Origin of the sequence: Spirulina sp. CCY15215, from assembly GCF_016888125.1 — a bacterium.
Taxonomy (GTDB): domain Bacteria; phylum Cyanobacteriota; class Cyanobacteriia; order Cyanobacteriales; family Spirulinaceae; genus CCY15215.
The window spans coordinates 1-15614 of record NZ_JACSWA010000446.1; the positions used below are offsets into that span (position 1 = coordinate 1).

The window sequence follows — 15614 nt, forward strand, 5'->3', positions numbered from 1 at the left end:
AGGTAGTGCGAGCATCTTGCTCGCTGTTTTCATAACTACAATAACCGATAATTTAGGTAGTGCGAGCATCTTGCTCGCTGTTTTCATAACTACAATACCTGATAATTTAGGTAGTGCGAGCATCTTGCTCGCTGTTTTCATAACTTTCATAACACTGAGATGCACTCTGTATTTTGATTTTGATTCATTCCTCTTCTCCCAAAGCCATTCTACAAGAAAATCTCAAGGAGTTGATTTTTTCGGCTGAGTTAAAGACTCAGTATTCTGATAAATATTCTGATAAAAGTGCCAGTCAAATCCCTCTTTATCGGCTTAAATCCCCTTATCCTCTTGTTTATCGCTGTCCGATCGCCTTGCAATTTCCCGATCGTGCTGTAGAATTTGCTCACAAAATTGTAGAGCGATTTGTAGAGAAGTTTGGCGATCGCCACAGGTTTTCCGTTGAGATTGTGCGATCGCCTTGGATTGATTTTCGGTTAGGCGATCGCGCTTTAGCAGATTGGTTGCAGGAACTTCTCAGAAAACCTCTTTCTCTTCCTCAGAACAATACTCCTTCTCAAATCGATCTTTGTCAATATGTTCACGCTCGTTGTCTATCTTTGTTGTACTCCGCAGCCAGAGATCAATTAATTACTTTATATCCTCTACAAAAATGTTTAAATTGGCAATGGCAAGAACCTCAATCGATCCCTTGGTTGGACTCTTCTCAATTACGATTACAGCATCCCACAGAAAGCGCACTGATTGCGGAATTGGTTGATATTGGCGATCGCACTATTGGAAAAAAAGCAGAAAATTGGCACAAACTAGCATTACAACTGGGCGATCGATTTTTAGCCTGCGATCGCGCTTGTCGGATTTGGGGGCAACCTGTAGAATTAGCCAGAGCAAGGTTAGCATTAGTCGCCGTTGTGCAAAGGGTCTTACACTGGATATTGCAAGAAAAATTAATGGTCATTCCTTGGTTAGAATGCTAGAAACCAATTAAATTAGTGGCCGATTGCTCTCAAATAACAAAGACTCCTGAAGGAGTCTTCGCCAAAATATTTATTTTGGTATTCAGAACGTCTTTACCGGATTTCCTCGACCCTTTCAGGTAACGGGATGTCATACACGAAGTATGTCTGCTGCATCCATATCTATAGTAACTCATAAGTTTTTAGGCATCAAGTGATGTTAGAGCGATCGTATTCTTGCTGTTGTCCTCATCAACTCAATGTACCAGAAAAAGTTGCGAGATCGCCAGCCATCCCCAATCTCTCTGTTTCAACCCCAAACCCGACGCATATTCAACACAAAACCCGGTAAGACTTCCTCACCCGATAACTCAGTTGGATTTGATAATATCTCCACTTCCAACCCTAACCGATAAACCTCCACTTTTCGATTTTGCGGATCGATTAACCAACCTAAAACCGCCCCATTCTCTATATACTCCTGCATTTTTTCTCGTAAAGATTTCAAAGTATCCGAATTTGAACGCAATTCCACCACAAAATCGGGACAAATATTCGCAAACGTTCTCTTTTGTTCCAAGGTTAGCGCATCCCAACGTTCTTGACTCACCCAAGACGCATCGGGAGAACGATTTGCACCATTGGGTAAAGTAAATCCAGTCGATGATTCAAAAATCTCTCCTTGTTCCCCTGCATTTCGCCACCAAATATATAACTCTCCGGAAATCTTGCTGTTTCGTTCTCCCGTTTCCCAGCCCGTCGGTGGATTCACGATTAACTCTCCTGCTGCGGTTCTTTCCAGTCGCAAATCTCGATTACTGGCGGCTAAGGCAGCAAATTGGTCTTGAGTTACATAGAGTTTAAGAGTTTTGGGGAACTCTACTAATAGAGTTTCTGTTTCTGGCTGAGTCGGCGCTTGTACCATCTTGACCTCTGCGATCGTCGAGATTGGCTAGGGTAAACCCTAACTATCCTAACTATCCTAACTATTCTACATTCATTAATTGTTATTTTGAGTTGACACTTGCAGAAATCGTAGGTATCCTGAAGCGGTGTGGGGAGCGAACCAGTTAAGAGAACCGAGACGAAACATGGCAAGTCATCGGTTCTCTTTCTGATCCCATCTCTAGAATTTGATCGCTAAAATTATTAAGAATTTTTAATTTCTGTTACCAACTGGGACAGCGATCGCCCTAGGTTTTTAAAAACTTGCGTCCAATTTTTCGGTTTAGTTTGACGGAATAAACGCATGGTTGGATACCAAGGACTATCAGGGCGATCGAGCATCCAACGCCAATCGGGAGCATAACATAAAACTGCCCAGATCGGTTTTCCTAAAGCACCTGTCAAATGAGCAACAGAAGTATCGATACTAATGACTAAATCTAATTGTAAAATTAGTTTTGCCGTTGCTTCATAATCAGTTAATTGAGGACTGAGATCGAGGACAGTAATTTCTGGAGGAAGTTTTGCTAAATCTGGCGATCGCGTTCCTTTTTGCAGACTATAAAAAGCTACACCTTCAGTTTGCAAAACTGGTAGAAAATCTTCTAACTGACAGGATCGATTGCGATCGTTTTTATGAGTGGGACTTCCCGACCAAACTATACCTACTTTTAACTGTAGGGACGTTTCATTCATTTTCCCTACAGGATGGGATAATAATTTTCCTTCATTTTCCCATTCTTTTCTTCCTAAATAGGGAGTGCGATCGGGAATATTTGTTAAACTTGTTCCTAATAAATGAGGAAGACTCATCAAGGGTGCATAAACTTGAAACTCCAAGAGAGGAATATCACCGGGAGGTAAAATTTTACTAATGCCTTCGACGGTTTCAAATAAAGGAATCAGATCGGGAATACAAACTAAAATAATCCCTCGACAGCGCTGTGCCAAAAAAGGAATATAACGGATAAATTGAATTGCATCTCCCGATCCTTGTTCCGTATGAATGAGAATCGTTTTCTGGCTGATATCGCTACCATCCCATTTAGGGTGCGGACAAGCAAAAGGCGTAAATTCATCGGTTTGCCAGCGCCATTCGCACTCTTTCCAGCCTCGATAAAATTGCCCAGCTTGCAGTAAAGTCATGCCTAAATTAAAATGGGCAGTTGCAAAATTTGGCTTTAATTGAATTGCCTTTTCATAGTTAAAAACAGCGCGATCGAGTTGTTTTTGATTGTGAGAAATAATCCCTAAATTATTATAGGCTTCTGCATTATCAGGTTGTGCTTCAATAACGCGATTCAAGTAAAATTCTGCCTGTTGCCATTTCTCTTGTTCTCGATAAATCACCCCCAAATTATATCGCGCGGCTATATAATCGGGCTTTAATTCTAAACATTGTTGAAAATAAGTAATCGCTTCCTCTAATTTTCCTCGATTATAGCGATCGCAGCCTAATTGAAAATATTCCTCGGGTTTATTATCTGGGCGATCGCTCTTTCCATTCATTGCTGGAGAAGGTTTTATTTTAGAAATAGTTAGCGCAGGATGAACAACTTCTTGTAATGCCTCATCGGGTAAAATATAAGAGGAAGCCAGTAATTTTTCATCCCAATCAACAATATCCGGAAAAAGAATTCCAGGTAATATTTGCACGGCAAAAATCTCTTGTACCGCATCTTCAAAGCGCAGGAAAGCCACAATTTCCCCTGTATCGATATTCACCATCCAAACCCCACAAATGCGCTCTTTTAGGCTTTCTGTGATGGGAATGCCGCTAAATACTGCCGTTTCTCTCACTTGAGATAGTCCGATAAATGCCCAGCGCCCGATAAAATCAATCCCTCGCGTAAATCCTGGTAGCGTGGCGATCGCCGTTACTTTCCCCGTCGTCGGATCGACAGTAGAAAGGTTGCCTTTCCCCGACTCCAACACCCAGAGGCGATTATCGTACCAACGGGGAGAATGGGGCATCGATAAGCCCCGACAGATGATTTCATTGCTTTCCACATCCATGAGAATGCCCCCGGATGCCTTATTTTGCCGCCATCCTTCTAGGGTGTCGGTTTCTCCTAAAGCCGTCACGTATTTGGCGCGATCGCCAACAACCGCCAAACCATTCAAATGACAGCGATCCTCAAGGGCATAAGCACTCACAAAAGGCGGTCGCCAACGCGGAGTAAAACTACTAACCCCATCCAAAGTACACAAACAAGAAAAACGAGTGTTAATAAACCAAAGTTCGTTTTTAATGTACGCCATTTCGTGAATGTCGATATCCCCTGTAATGTGAGTGCGGCGAGGGAGATAGCAAGCATCATGTTTGCCAGGAGGATCGAGCTTCTGGGCGACAGCAGGGGCGTTGCGGAGTTCCCAAATTTGTACCTCACTACCGATCGCCAATTTTTCGCGATCGCCCGCCAATCCCATCGGCTTTTTAAAGATACGAAAGTGAGTATTGAGGGTATTGCCATCCGCCCGAACAAGAATTAACTTTCCCGCTTGATAAGTAGAAATCGCTAAAGAAATGCTCAATTGCTGGAGGATATCGGGAAAATTGGTCGTGTGGACGCTACGAAGGGGTTCTGCTGGGTTCATGGATTAGAGGTGATCGCGTTCTATTAATGTTGTAAAATAACACAAAATCCTTATGGAAAATCTCCCTCCAAAGCCCGAGGATGGAGGGAGAAAAAGAGCAAATACTTTGCTTTATTTTTCTATCGACAAATGATCGCAAACTTCAAAGGCATCTGCCCTGGATCATTCAATCGCACCTCGAGTAAATATTGCTGTCCTGCTTGCCAGTCCGACAATTCAACGGTTAAAAACCCGGCATAAGTTCGTTGTGCCGTAATCGATTCGCGATCGGCTTGTAAGGTTAAACTGCCACCTTTGGGTAACTGCACCCTGACGCGCAGGGGGGTAAAACTAAATAAATCTTCGCGATCGCCAGATTCTGGATCGTAATCCACCAAAAATCTGACCGTCCCCACCGTGGTTTCCCAAAGTCTTTCGATGCGAGGTTGGCTAGGAGAAAGGGTGATGGACAAAGTGGCTAGAATTTCCTTCGCCACTAATAGCGAAATCGCCACCTGTTGTACCAAACTCGCCTCTTCATAAGCTCCAGGTAAAACTGCCGCTAATCTTTGCCGTTGCTCTGGGTCGGACAAGCGACTGGGAGTGAAACTAGGAGAGAGGAGAATGTTTCCCAGCATATTATCGAGTTTGCGGGCATATTCAGGAAACAAGGCCTTGACCGCCTTGACCATTTTTGCATTCTGGGGGCGAATTAACCCCATGGCCTCGGTACAAGTATCGAGAAGGATCGAGAGGACGCGATCGGGTAAGGGAACAGGTATCAGCCCAGCAACTTGAGGAAGCCACAACTGACGCGAAGGCAACATTATCGCCGTCGTTTCGTCCACATACTCAGAATCGTACTCCGTCAGTTCCGTTTCCCAGGGGAACAGAGGGGGGTTGCGCTCGATTTTCTCCTGTAATTTGCGCTGCAACAGCGCTTGAAATCGTTTCTGCACGATGGATTTTCCCATAGTGAAAGATTGAGAGGTTTCTGTAGGTTCATCAAAAGCGGAAGATGCTAAATTTATTTCTTCTTCCTCCCAGTCCAAGGGGTCTAGCATTTCAAGCTCCAATTCCCCCATTGAGTTTTCACTCTGGGAAAATTGGAATTCCTCCCTTGTCTCCGAGGAGGAGAGATATTCAGATTCTGGTTTGAGCCAACTGAGAAATTGACTGTATAAAGAATCCCAGTTTTGATTCATTTCATTATTCATCGACCGATGCCCCCGATCAGGATAGAGAATGATTACGAATTTCCCAAGCAAGTTCGAGTAATTTATACCACTGCTTTTGGGTTTGTTTTAGCGTTAAAGAAACTTTGCGGGCGATTTCGGCGATCGCCATCTCTTGACGCTGGAGTTGCAGGATTTGATTTTGCTGGGGAGTCAATTGATTTTGCAAGGATTCCCATTCTTGAGGGGTCAATCCCAAATTGCGATCTAAATCAGCTTCTAGCCACTGATGGACGAGTTTCCAGCGATCGAGGAAGGTAAATCGAATTAGGTGATATTTAAAACGCTGTTGCAGATAGTCCCGTTTTTGAGAGTTGATTCCTAAAATATGTTCAATTTCACCGGCTGTCAGGTCTTTCAAACGGAGAATAAAATAATCGGCACAATCTTGTTGCTTGCGGCTTTCGAGATAGTTAATGACTTCTTCAACAATGGTATCGTACAGGTTGGTATCGGGCAGGTTATTGGCTTTACTGACGAGGAGAGAGCGAAGTTGCTGCATGATGGGATCTCGGCGATCTCCCGCGTCAAAAGAGTTCCCTTCGGCAACACTATCTATATCAACGAAGATTTCAGGAGGGTTGTCTTGGGCAAACGTCCACGCTCGCAGTATTATCAATTGTTGGGAACGACGACTGGGTAAAGGAATGCGCCGTCTGGCATAGCGCTGGCAAAAGGCCAAGTATTCTGACAATTCTAGGAGCGATCGCGGAGAATAAGTTAGAGAAAGTTTCGCCTCTTTACGAAAGTTATTCAGTGCTTCAACGTAAAATCCTTGCAGAAAATCGTCAACCCGATCGATACGAGCTTGACGGGCATTTGAACCATAGGATGAGAAAATATGGTTATAGACAATTCTAGTGAGGAGGGTGTGCAGTTTTACTTTTCCTTGATGGGAGCCGAGTTTAAAATAGTAGAGACATTGTTGCAGGCGTTTATTGGCCAACTCTTTGGCCTCATTTTCAATTTCTGCCGAGGCTTGAATGCGCTGGCTGCGATCGCAAATGCGCTGAACTTCATCGGTGATGCGCGTGGCAACATTTCGGCATTGACTTTCAGATGCCTGGGTGTGTCGCTGGAGTTGAGTCAATAGATGCTGAAAAACTATCCCCACGTTCCTAGTAGAGTCCCTTACTGAATTGTGAGTTCTCTAGAGAATATTGTCAAGGTTAGCACGGACGCAATCAAAAGCTAAACTCGAGATAAGCTGGAATTTCTGACCTTATTGCCTAATTGTAGAAAAATGGACATTGAAGGACAATTACAAATCTTAATTGAGCGATCGCCAGATGATGGCATGACGGTACAGATTATCGAGAATGCAGTGGTCCCCACTTTAAGGGCGTTTTCTGAGCAGTTAAAGCAGTTGGAATATTACGTCATACAAACATTAGAGCAGGGTTGGGTGTTGACCACTTTGAGCAATCGCGCTCGGGCAGGGGTGGAAAAGAAGGTAATTTATGGGTTTGCTTCTCTCAAAGATGCGTCCAATTTTCAAGATACTTCTGATCCCAATTTAGTTGCGATCGCCCTTCCTGTCACTCATATTTTATTTCAATTATTCGCCCTCAAGGAGGTTGATAGTATTGTTTTTATGGAAACTCCTGGGAATTTATCAGCAGGAAAGGAGGTGCGGCGATCGGATTTACAGAAGTTAGTGGAAGTACAATGGCAAGATTGGCAAAAGTCTTCTCGACCTAAATCTCGCACTATTCCGCCGGATTTAGCGTAGTTTTTAGTTGATAGTTGATAGTTTTTTAGTTGATAGTTGATAGTTGATAATTGATAGCGCATATTGCCTGCTTCGAGGGTTTCTCAAGGTTAGGTTTGTTGTCGTGTTGAGGGTTTTATGGAGGGTATGAAAACAAGACTTTTTTTAGGATTTTTGGCGTTTGTGGCTGTTTGGGTTTCGTCGGCGATCGCGTTGGCGATCGCTCATACTGATATTGGTGTCTCTCTGTACGCAAATTCGGAAATGTCTTTATTTTTAGGAGGGATTATTTATTTGCTTGTTTTTGAAGTATTAATCTGGGGCATCCAAAAGACAATCCCAGGAGAGAATCGATTTTTGCAGTGGTTTTGGTTTATTCCTATTCTGCTTTGGAGTCCGATTCATTTGTGGTTATTACTTCGGTTGACTTCTTTTTAAATGATTAAAAATATTATCTTTAAAAAAACTTGGTTTCGGCATTTATTATTAATTGTCGCGATCGCGCTTCTTTTCACGCTGCCTTCTCTATTTTATGGTGTTTTTGATGCTCACGATGTTAAAGTCCATCTCCTGTGGTCAAATAGTTTTGCGGAACAGTTTTGGCAGGGAGAATTGTATCCCCGTTGGTTATTCGATGCTAATTTTGGTTTAGGAAGTCCAAGTTTTTTCTTTTATCCACCTTTTCCCTACTATATTTCTAGTTTATTCCATCCTATCTTTTTTAGCGACTCTTCTGGCTGGATGGCTTTGGCTGCTTCCTGTTGTTTAGCACTGATACTATCGGGAATTAATACTTATTTTTGGCTCAGAGAAATTGCCAAAGAATATGCTGCTTTAATGGGGGCGATCGCCTATATGATTTTGCCCTATCATCTCACCATAAATTTATATCTTCGTTTTGCTTATGCAGAATATTGGGCATTTGTTTGGCTACCTGCAATCTTATATTTTACAGTTCGCTTTCTTAAGGGAATAAAGTTAAGTTTAATTGGCATTATATTGAGCTATTTTCTGTTATCTATAACACATTTATTGACTTTTATTATTTTCGCTTTTGTTCCTATTTTTTATACAATTTTCTTGGCAAAAGAAAGAATAAAAATGGCGTTATTTATATTATTATCACTCTTTTTAGGATTGGGTTTATCGGCAGTTTACTGGATTCCAGCAATAACCATGCAAGAGAATATTTCTACACATTTTCTCTGGAAAGAAGAGGGATTTCTCTATCAGAATAACTTTTTATTTTTGCTTAAACAATTCCCAGATCGCGCTCATTTTTGGAATTATTTAGAATTACTGACTTTATTTGTAGGGGCGATCGCCATTATTTCTTGCTTATCGATCCAATATCAAAATAGTAGCAAAAACAAACAAGAAATTATTTATTGGATTTCTATTTCTTTCGCTTCAATCTTGATGATGATACCCTTCAGTCAATTCATTTGGGATAAAGTGACAATTTTACAAAAAATCCAGTTTCCTTGGCGGTTTCATTCTTTATTAACTTTAAGTATTTCTGCGGCGATCGCCTTGGTTTTCTCTTCCTTAGAATTAGACTCGTTAAAAAATATTAGGAAAGCCGCGATCGCGCTAATTTTATTCTCGATTAGTATGACAGTATGGATATCTTATTTAATGTACCCGACGCGAGATTCTGCTTTTTTGATAGCACGAGTTTTCCTCTTTTTTTCCCTAGCATTATTGCCCATATTTGCTTCACTATTAATCATAAAATCTCAATTAGAAAATCAGCAAACTTTGTTGGCGATCGCGATCTCCATGATGGCGATCGCGATCTGTTTAAATGGGGGATGGGCAATACAAAATAAATTTGCTTTAGGATTAGTTTTCAACGACAATATTCACAAACCCAGTCGCGTATCGGAAATCTTAAAATTAAAGCGAGATCCTCCCGAATATCGCCCAAAATGGTTGCCCGATGAAATCTGGTGGTCGGACAAAGAAATGCAAAAATTAAGTACAAGTATTTATGGTGCTGATATTGTTTCTGGCCAAGGAAAAATTTCCGTCAAACAATGGAAACCAAGAAATGTTATCCTAGAAACAAATGCAACTACAGATATTTTTGTGACAGTAAGACAATTATATTATCCAGGGTGGGTCGCAAAAATTGAAGGAAATTATGACTCTATTTCTCTTTATCCCGATCGCGGACTTATCGGAATTTTTATCCCAAAAGGGAAGCATCGGATATTTGTTAAACTTACAGTAGGATTTGCGGAACGATTTGGACAAATTATCAGTATAATTTCCGTTATTATAACGGTAAGATTATACAAGCATCATTAAAATTCATAAACGATCTTAAATGTTATCCAAAAAACCCGATATTGGCTATATTCCCACTCCCCTAAAATTGGTCGATATCTTGTTAGATTTTGCCGCAGTGGAGAAAGAAGATATTTTCTACGATCTGGGTAGTGGAGATGGACGAATTTTAATTCAAGCAGCCCAAAAATTCGGAACTCGGGGAGTCGGTATTGAATGCGATCGCGATCGCATTTCTGAAGCCAGTTCAAATGTAGAGATAGCAGGGGTTGAAAATTTAGTAGAGTTTCGCCATGAAGATTTATTTTCCTGCAACTTTAAAGAAGCGAGCGTTGTTTTTCTTTATCTTTTACCCCATCTAAACTTACAACTACGCCCCCAACTTTGGCAACAATTAAAACCTGGAACACGAGTTATTTCCAGGGATTTTGATATGGAAGACTGGCAGTGCGATCGCGCAATTACCTTAGATACAATCGAAGCAGAAGAAGAAGCAACATTATATTATTGGTGTATTAAATAATAAAATAAAAACAAACAGCTAACTAAAAAAGTTAACTGTTTATTAAAGCGGGACAGGAGGGATTCGAACCCCCGACACCGTAGTCCGTAGCCACGTGCTCTAGTCCACTGAGCTACAGTCCCTAGTAAAAATGCTGCACTCATGCAACGCTTAACGAGTATAGCACTGTTTTTCTGAATAAAGCAAGATGGCTGAAAAATTATCTCATCTCGACGCAAAAGGGCAGGTGCAAATGGTGGATGTCTCCGCCAAAACCGCAACACAAAGGGAGGCGATCGCCCAAGGACGGGTGAGAATGTCCCTATCGACCCTGGACATCATAGAAGCGGGAAATGCCCCCAAAGGCGATGTTATCGCTACAGCAAAACTAGCAGGAATCATGGCCGCCAAACAAACCGCCCAATTAATTCCCCTTTGCCATCCCCTCCCCTTGAGTAAAATAGCCGTAGAAATTGAACCCGATCGCGAATTGCCAGGATATCGCCTTCAAGCCACCGTTAAAACCAAAGCCGAAACCGGAGTCGAAATGGAAGCATTAACCGCCGTTTCCGTTGCCGCATTGACCCTCTACGACATGGCCAAAGCCCTCGAAAAGGCGATCGCGATCGAAGAGATTTACCTATTGCGAAAAACGGGAGGAAAGTCTGGAGATTACCAGCGAGAAATGCAAACAAAGCCAGAGAATATGTCAAGATGAAAACATTACCAAAAGCATATTTATCAAGAATCTTTAAGTAAGGAGAAAATCATGCCCCCTCGCTGGCCGCGCCAACCCGATCGCAATGACCCTGAGTATCGCCGCTTGGACGATCGCATGAATTTTGCCATTCATGTCGGTATCTTTCTGACGATCAATTCTGGTTTATGGTTTGTTTCGGGGATTAAAAACGTCCATTGGCCTTGGGAAACAGGTTTTACCCTCACTTGGCTGGCGATCGTTTTACTACATTTACTTTATATTGCGGCGATCGCAGACTATTCTCCAAAACCCGATAGCTAGGCTAATTCTTAATCATGGCTAATTCTCAGACAACCGAAGCAATTGAAAAACTTGCAGCAGAGATCGGCAAAAACGTCTATATTGATATAGCCAAATGGCACTTGTATCTCGCCGATGCCAAGCTGCATATCCTGGTGGCACAAGGGGTGTATCCACTACTGGAAGAAAATCAACTCAATGAAGATAGCGTTATCCAAATTTTGCAAAATATCCCCATCAAAATTGGTGGGGGTAAGCGCGAAATACCGCTTCTCGATTTACTTCCCCTCCCCTGTCAAGTCGATTTAATGGACTTGCTAGAAGAATATCAGCGCAATTTTTAAAGCATTTACAAGCGCCGACATAGTGCCAGTCAAGGGGGAAATATGCGCGATCGCCTTCTATCCAAACTACCACCAGACCAACTCCTACAGCGACCCAAAGAAGAGGTATTGCAGGAAATTGAGCGTCTGCGTAAAGTAGAACTTGCTTTTGATGCCCAAGATGAAATGCTACGCTCTTTAGTGGTTATTGGGCAAACCGCAACGGGACGCTTAATGCTGCGCTCTATGTTACAAACGACAATTAAAGTTTCCGTTAAACTTACTGACGCTCACGAAAGTAGCTTATTTTTGCTGAACTCTAAAGGAGCAGTCACAGAAAGCATTCTTGCTCGCGGGGCAACAATTAAGGAACAAAAAGAACATCTCATTGGCAAAGTTCTCGATAGCGGTTTAGCGGGATGGGTAGTCGAACGCCGTCAGGTGGGTTTAATTACAGATACGCGCAAAGACGAACGCTGGATCACTCTCCCCGATCAGCCTTATACTGTGGGTTCTGCCCTCTGCGTCCCCATTCTCAGAGGCAAAGTTCTCCTCGGTATTCTCACTCTCACTCATTCCGAACCGAATCACTTTAACGAAGACTTATCGGATTTGATGCAAATGTGCGCTCGTCAAATGGCGCTTGCCCTAGATAATGCACGGCTTTATGTGCGAGAACACGGGCAAAAGGAACAACTGGCGGCACAAAAGGTAGAAGAAGAAAATATCAAGGAAGAAGATCAAGATTTAGCTCATTTAGGATTTTATATTATAGCAGAAAATGGCAAATTCCTCTATGCTAATACAAGAATTGCGGAGATTTTTGGTTATGAATTTGGGGAATTGGTCACTTTAAAATCAATTCTCAAGTTAGTAGCAACAACCCACTATCATCAAGTAGCAGAAATCTTTTCTCAATGCGTTCAGGGCTATAATCCAATTCTGTCCTGTCGGTTTAAAGGACAGCGAAAAGATCGCCGTTCAGTCGATATTGAAATTTATGGAACGCGAACGAAGTTTTATGGGAAATATGTTGTTATTGGGATATTACGATTAATTTAATTATAATTTAATTAACTTTGTTTCTTTTCCGCGATCGCCCTAGCGAAATTTGACAAAGCACTATCTTCTGTGATAGGTGAAAGATTTTTTATATTGCTAAAATTAACGTAAAATTCGCAAAAATTCCAACGGTAAACCATCCCGATCGCGGATAAATGCGACCTCATAAATGCGATCGCCGATCGCCTGCTGTTCTGGTTCTAATAATACCTCAACCGGCTCCTCTCCAGCCTCTCTCAGCCTTTCTTGAAACCGTTTTAACCAGGTCGGTAAATCGGGAGTGAGTTCCGTCAAATCAAAAGACAAATGATAATAACCCACATAATGTTCATCCCCAAAAGCATCGGCTGCAGGTTTGGGTTCGGGAATTTGAATCAATTCGATGCGTCCCCCCAATCCTTCCAGCCAACAAGCTAGAGTGTAACCAGTTGTAAATCTCTCTGTCACCGTAAAACCCAACTGTTCATAAAAGGCGATCGCAACATGAATATTAGCCGTGCGAATCGAAACATGGTGCATTATTAATGATTAATTACGAAAAAACTCTGCAAAAATTATTCAAATAACCGAAAATAAGGATAGCGAGTCGGCATTCCAGGTTCTTTTTCTAAGGAGAAATTAATAATATCCCAACGGGGATCGTCGTAAGATTCGGGGCTAAAAGAAACAGGTAAACCATATAAGCGTGGAACTTTTGTTTCCGTAGCATTATTGTGCCGAGGAGTACTGCTTTCGAGATAAGCACTCACCAATTCTTGGTAACGATGGGCAATAATAACTTTAGTCGCTTTGTAACCTTGAGTGTAGAGGCGATCGAGGGCTTCGTGAATTTCAAAACGAATGCCGTCGGGATGAGTGTGCTGGCGATACCATTCCTCTTGCCATTGTCGCCAATGTCGTCCCGACTGTAAATGAACCAGTTCACCAGTTTGAGGGTCTGACTCAAAAGCACCATGACGAGGACAAAGATAAGTATCCGTCAGAGTCAGCGCGGGAATAGTTTGACGACAGTGGGGACATTTAATCTCCGCACCAAAAATGGGATAGTGTAAAGCAGGATTGATCATAGAATAATCTCGATTGTCCGTTTGAGCAGGCAAGCCTTATCTCCAGCCTGATCTTAAATAATTCCCAAACGGGATAGTTTGGTTTCATTATAGCCGTGCTTCCCCCATCCCATAAAAATTTGCGATCGCCATTTCCAAACTGAAAAACGATGAATGATAATGTTTCCTATTGGCCATCACCGGATACCACTTTAGCTGCTTTTATTGCCCCCAATGCAACGGTTATGGGTCGCGTTTTCTTAACAGAGGGAACAAGTATTTGGTATAACGCCGTGGTGCGAGGGGATGTAGAACGGATTGAAATTGGTGCTTATACTAATGTTCAAGATGGGGCGATTTTACACGGCGATCCAGGTAAACCGACGATTTTAGAAGATTATGTCACCATCGGACATCGCGCTGTAATTCATTCTGCGGCGATCGAAACAGGCTGTTTGATCGGTATTGGGGCGATCGTTTTAGATGGCGTGCGGGTCGGGACGGGGAGTATTATAGGAGCAGGCTCTGTTGTCACCAAAGATGTTCCCCCGCGATCGCTGGTCATTGGGGTTCCAGGCAAAAAACTGCGGGATGTTTCCGACCAACAAGCAGCAGAACTGATCGAACACGCCCAACGCTATGAGAAACTGGCTTTAGTCCATGCTGGAAAGGGAACGGATCTGGGCTTTGTTGATAGTTGATGGCTGATAATTGGTAAAATCGGTAACTGATAACTGATAACTGAATAATTAAACTATGACAATGCAAAATTTAGAAGCTCTGGTTACTGATGATGGCGAACTCGACTCAGAGGCGACCAGTTACAAAGATTTGATAGAAACGGTTATTTCCAGCTTGGCACAGGGCGATAGTGCGATGGTCAACCATGCTCAAGACGGACACCTCTGGAAATTTCAGTACGGTAGTGTTGAGGTGTTTGTTCAGCTAACGGGAGAAACTGAGGAGGATCTCCTCACGGTTTGGTCGCCAGTATTGCAACTTCCCGCTAAAAACGAACTTGAGTTAATGAAAAAATTAATGGGGATGAATTGGTCGGGAACCTTTGAGACTTGTTTCGGGATTTTTGGCGATAGCATTGTTGTCTCTTCTCAACGCGCCATCGCTGACCTCTCTGCGACGGAAATTTCCCGCACCATTACCCTTGCTGCAACCATTGCTGACGACAATGACGATGCCCTCCAAGCCGAATTCGGGCAGTAATCTCACTCTACCCCATCAATGGCGTTTTATACCCCTTATTGAGGCTTCTGGGGCGACCCAAATGGCGATCGATCGCTGGTTATTTCAGCAGCATATTACGGGAAATGCTCCTCCGACGCTACGATTTTATACTTGGAATCCTGTGGCTATTTCCTTGGGCTATCATCAACACCAATACCCAGAATTTTGGCAGCAGTTAAAATGGCAAGGAGAGGCGATCGAATTAGTGCGCCGTCCTACAGGAGGTCGGGCGGTTCTCCATCAAGGGGATTTAACTTATATGGTGGTAGTATCGGGACTATCGGGAACGCGATCGCAAACCTATCAACAAATTTGCTCGTTTTTAATTTCCGGGTGGCGATCCCTCGGTATCAATCTACACTACGGCCAAGCTGGGCGAGGATACATCAAACAAGCCAGTTGTTTCAGCAGTGCAACATCGGCGGATCTGGTCACAGAAAGCGGTTACAAGTTCATTGGTAGCGCTCAATACCGTCAGGGAAACGCAATTCTACAACATGGGGCGATCGCCCTTTCTACCAATAGAGGATTATATCAGCAAGTTTTTGCTCAATTACCAATCGGTTTTTCCCCCGATCGAGAATGGCATCTACGCCAAATTATCGCAACCCTTAAAACTGCTGCAAAAGACTGTTTTGATATTGAGTTAATGACTCAACCTTTAAGCGCATTAGAGAGGGAAGCCGCCGAGCATGGTAGTCTTGTCCCGATCGCCGATTAATA

At 42.7% G+C, this 15614-nt stretch carries 18 protein-coding genes and 1 tRNA gene; 12 read left to right on the plus strand and 7 right to left on the minus strand.

All coding sequences use genetic code 11. The features are described from left to right. Positions 1 to 179 precede the first annotated feature (179 nt). Positions 180 to 977 (plus strand): hypothetical protein, encoded by a 798-nt coding sequence (locus JUI58_RS13790; RefSeq protein WP_204104376.1) that lies wholly within the window; start codon positions 180 to 182, stop codon positions 975 to 977. Positions 978 to 1266: 289 nt separating this feature from the next. Here the strand turns inward: JUI58_RS13790 and JUI58_RS13795 are convergent, their stop codons facing one another. The 4 genes from JUI58_RS13795 to JUI58_RS13810 form a co-directional block, all read right to left on the minus strand. Further along, positions 1267 to 1881 carry a Uma2 family endonuclease gene (locus JUI58_RS13795; protein ID WP_204104377.1) on the minus strand — a complete coding sequence of 205 codons (615 nt, stop codon included), beginning with the start codon at positions 1879 to 1881 and terminating at the stop codon, positions 1267 to 1269. Between the two features lie 224 nt (positions 1882 to 2105). Further along, positions 2106 to 4499 (minus strand): TIGR03032 family protein, encoded by a 2394-nt coding sequence (locus JUI58_RS13800; protein ID WP_204104378.1) that lies wholly within the window; start codon positions 4497 to 4499, stop codon positions 2106 to 2108. A 119-nt stretch (positions 4500 to 4618) separates the two neighbouring features. Then, entirely contained in the window at positions 4619 to 5683 is a 1065-nt protein-coding gene (locus JUI58_RS13805) for a hypothetical protein (RefSeq protein WP_204104379.1), read from the minus strand. 28 nt (positions 5684 to 5711) lie between these two features. Continuing rightward, positions 5712 to 6803, minus strand: a complete 1092-nt coding sequence (locus JUI58_RS13810) for a hypothetical protein (RefSeq protein WP_204104380.1) — start codon at positions 6801 to 6803, stop codon at positions 5712 to 5714. 153 nt (positions 6804 to 6956) lie between these two features. Between JUI58_RS13810 and JUI58_RS13815 the strand changes: the two genes are divergently transcribed. The 4 genes from JUI58_RS13815 to JUI58_RS13830 all read left to right on the plus strand — a co-directional run bounded on the left by JUI58_RS13815 (position 6957) and on the right by JUI58_RS13830 (position 10239). Next, entirely contained in the window at positions 6957 to 7445 is a 489-nt protein-coding gene (locus tag JUI58_RS13815) for a hypothetical protein (protein WP_204104381.1), read from the plus strand. A 126-nt stretch (positions 7446 to 7571) separates the two neighbouring features. Continuing rightward, a complete protein-coding gene (locus tag JUI58_RS13820) occupies positions 7572 to 7862 on the plus strand; it encodes a hypothetical protein (RefSeq protein WP_204104382.1) in 291 nt (96 codons plus the stop codon). Beyond that, positions 7863 to 9737 (plus strand): YfhO family protein, encoded by a 1875-nt coding sequence (locus tag JUI58_RS13825; RefSeq protein WP_204104383.1) that lies wholly within the window; start codon positions 7863 to 7865, stop codon positions 9735 to 9737. A gap of 19 nt (positions 9738 to 9756) precedes the next feature. Continuing rightward, positions 9757 to 10239, plus strand: a complete 483-nt coding sequence (locus tag JUI58_RS13830; protein ID WP_204104384.1) for a methyltransferase domain-containing protein — start codon at positions 9757 to 9759, stop codon at positions 10237 to 10239. Between the two features lie 48 nt (positions 10240 to 10287). Here the strand turns inward: JUI58_RS13830 and JUI58_RS13835 are convergent. Further along, positions 10288 to 10361 (minus strand) — tRNA-Arg (locus JUI58_RS13835). 65 nt (positions 10362 to 10426) lie between these two features. On the opposite strand from JUI58_RS13835, the gene moaC reads away from it, so the two are divergent. From moaC to JUI58_RS13855, 4 genes are read left to right on the plus strand one after another with little or no spacing between them, the layout of a single operon-like run. Further along, the gene (gene moaC / locus JUI58_RS13840; RefSeq protein ID WP_204104385.1) at positions 10427 to 10936 is read left to right on the plus strand and encodes a cyclic pyranopterin monophosphate synthase MoaC; all 510 of its coding nucleotides are present in this window, start codon (positions 10427 to 10429) and stop codon (positions 10934 to 10936) included. Between the two features lie 51 nt (positions 10937 to 10987). Continuing rightward, positions 10988 to 11239 carry a 2TM domain-containing protein gene (locus tag JUI58_RS13845; RefSeq protein ID WP_204104386.1) on the plus strand — a complete coding sequence of 84 codons (252 nt, stop codon included), beginning with the start codon at positions 10988 to 10990 and terminating at the stop codon, positions 11237 to 11239. Between the two features lie 14 nt (positions 11240 to 11253). Continuing rightward, entirely contained in the window at positions 11254 to 11562 is a 309-nt protein-coding gene (locus JUI58_RS13850; protein ID WP_204104387.1) for a DUF3181 family protein, read from the plus strand. 42 nt (positions 11563 to 11604) lie between these two features. Further along, positions 11605 to 12603 carry a GAF domain-containing protein gene (locus JUI58_RS13855; protein WP_204104388.1) on the plus strand — a complete coding sequence of 333 codons (999 nt, stop codon included), beginning with the start codon at positions 11605 to 11607 and terminating at the stop codon, positions 12601 to 12603. Between the two features lie 102 nt (positions 12604 to 12705). Here the strand turns inward: JUI58_RS13855 and JUI58_RS13860 are convergent, their stop codons facing one another. Continuing rightward, positions 12706 to 13122, minus strand: a complete 417-nt coding sequence (locus tag JUI58_RS13860) for a VOC family protein (protein WP_204104389.1) — start codon at positions 13120 to 13122, stop codon at positions 12706 to 12708. 35 nt (positions 13123 to 13157) lie between these two features. Next, positions 13158 to 13670: a TIGR02652 family protein gene (locus JUI58_RS13865; protein ID WP_204104418.1), complete on the minus strand. Its 513-nt coding sequence runs from the start codon at positions 13668 to 13670 to the stop codon at positions 13158 to 13160. Between the two features lie 149 nt (positions 13671 to 13819). Here JUI58_RS13865 and JUI58_RS13870 point away from each other — a divergent pair, with 149 nt between their 5' ends. The 3 genes from JUI58_RS13870 to JUI58_RS13880 are packed head-to-tail and all read left to right on the plus strand — an operon-like array spanning position 13820 to position 15612. Then, positions 13820 to 14350, plus strand: coding sequence for a gamma carbonic anhydrase family protein (locus JUI58_RS13870; protein WP_204104390.1), 531 nt, complete (start codon positions 13820 to 13822; stop codon positions 14348 to 14350). 55 nt (positions 14351 to 14405) lie between these two features. Beyond that, complete coding sequence (locus JUI58_RS13875; protein ID WP_204104391.1) at positions 14406 to 14870, plus strand: YbjN domain-containing protein; 465 nt, start codon at positions 14406 to 14408, stop codon at positions 14868 to 14870. Then, a complete protein-coding gene (locus tag JUI58_RS13880; protein ID WP_239121466.1) occupies positions 14836 to 15612 on the plus strand; it encodes a lipoate--protein ligase family protein in 777 nt (258 codons plus the stop codon). The genes JUI58_RS13875 and JUI58_RS13880 overlap by 35 nt, the downstream gene beginning before the upstream one ends. Positions 15613 to 15614 lie beyond the last annotated feature (2 nt).

Coding starts and splice junctions, on each gene's coding strand:
- JUI58_RS13800 (WP_204104378.1), bottom strand. CDS start 4,499: ATGAACCCAGCAGAACCCCTTCGTAGCGTCCACACGACCAATTTTCCC.
- JUI58_RS13845 (WP_204104386.1), top strand. CDS start 10,988: ATGCCCCCTCGCTGGCCGCGCCAACCCGATCGCAATGACCCTGAGTAT.
- JUI58_RS13820 (WP_204104382.1), top strand. CDS start 7,572: ATGAAAACAAGACTTTTTTTAGGATTTTTGGCGTTTGTGGCTGTTTGG.
- JUI58_RS13865 (WP_204104418.1), bottom strand. CDS start 13,670: ATGATCAATCCTGCTTTACACTATCCCATTTTTGGTGCGGAGATTAAA.
- JUI58_RS13870 (WP_204104390.1), top strand. CDS start 13,820: ATGAATGATAATGTTTCCTATTGGCCATCACCGGATACCACTTTAGCT.
- JUI58_RS13875 (WP_204104391.1), top strand. CDS start 14,406: ATGACAATGCAAAATTTAGAAGCTCTGGTTACTGATGATGGCGAACTC.
- JUI58_RS13825 (WP_204104383.1), top strand. CDS start 7,863: ATGATTAAAAATATTATCTTTAAAAAAACTTGGTTTCGGCATTTATTA.
- JUI58_RS13880 (WP_239121466.1), top strand. CDS start 14,836: ATGACGATGCCCTCCAAGCCGAATTCGGGCAGTAATCTCACTCTACCC.
- JUI58_RS13860 (WP_204104389.1), bottom strand. CDS start 13,122: ATGCACCATGTTTCGATTCGCACGGCTAATATTCATGTTGCGATCGCC.
- JUI58_RS13850 (WP_204104387.1), top strand. CDS start 11,254: ATGGCTAATTCTCAGACAACCGAAGCAATTGAAAAACTTGCAGCAGAG.
- moaC (WP_204104385.1), top strand. CDS start 10,427: ATGGCTGAAAAATTATCTCATCTCGACGCAAAAGGGCAGGTGCAAATG.
- JUI58_RS13805 (WP_204104379.1), bottom strand. CDS start 5,683: ATGAATCAAAACTGGGATTCTTTATACAGTCAATTTCTCAGTTGGCTC.
- JUI58_RS13815 (WP_204104381.1), top strand. CDS start 6,957: ATGGACATTGAAGGACAATTACAAATCTTAATTGAGCGATCGCCAGAT.
- JUI58_RS13795 (WP_204104377.1), bottom strand. CDS start 1,881: ATGGTACAAGCGCCGACTCAGCCAGAAACAGAAACTCTATTAGTAGAG.
- JUI58_RS13830 (WP_204104384.1), top strand. CDS start 9,757: ATGTTATCCAAAAAACCCGATATTGGCTATATTCCCACTCCCCTAAAA.
- JUI58_RS13855 (WP_204104388.1), top strand. CDS start 11,605: ATGCGCGATCGCCTTCTATCCAAACTACCACCAGACCAACTCCTACAG.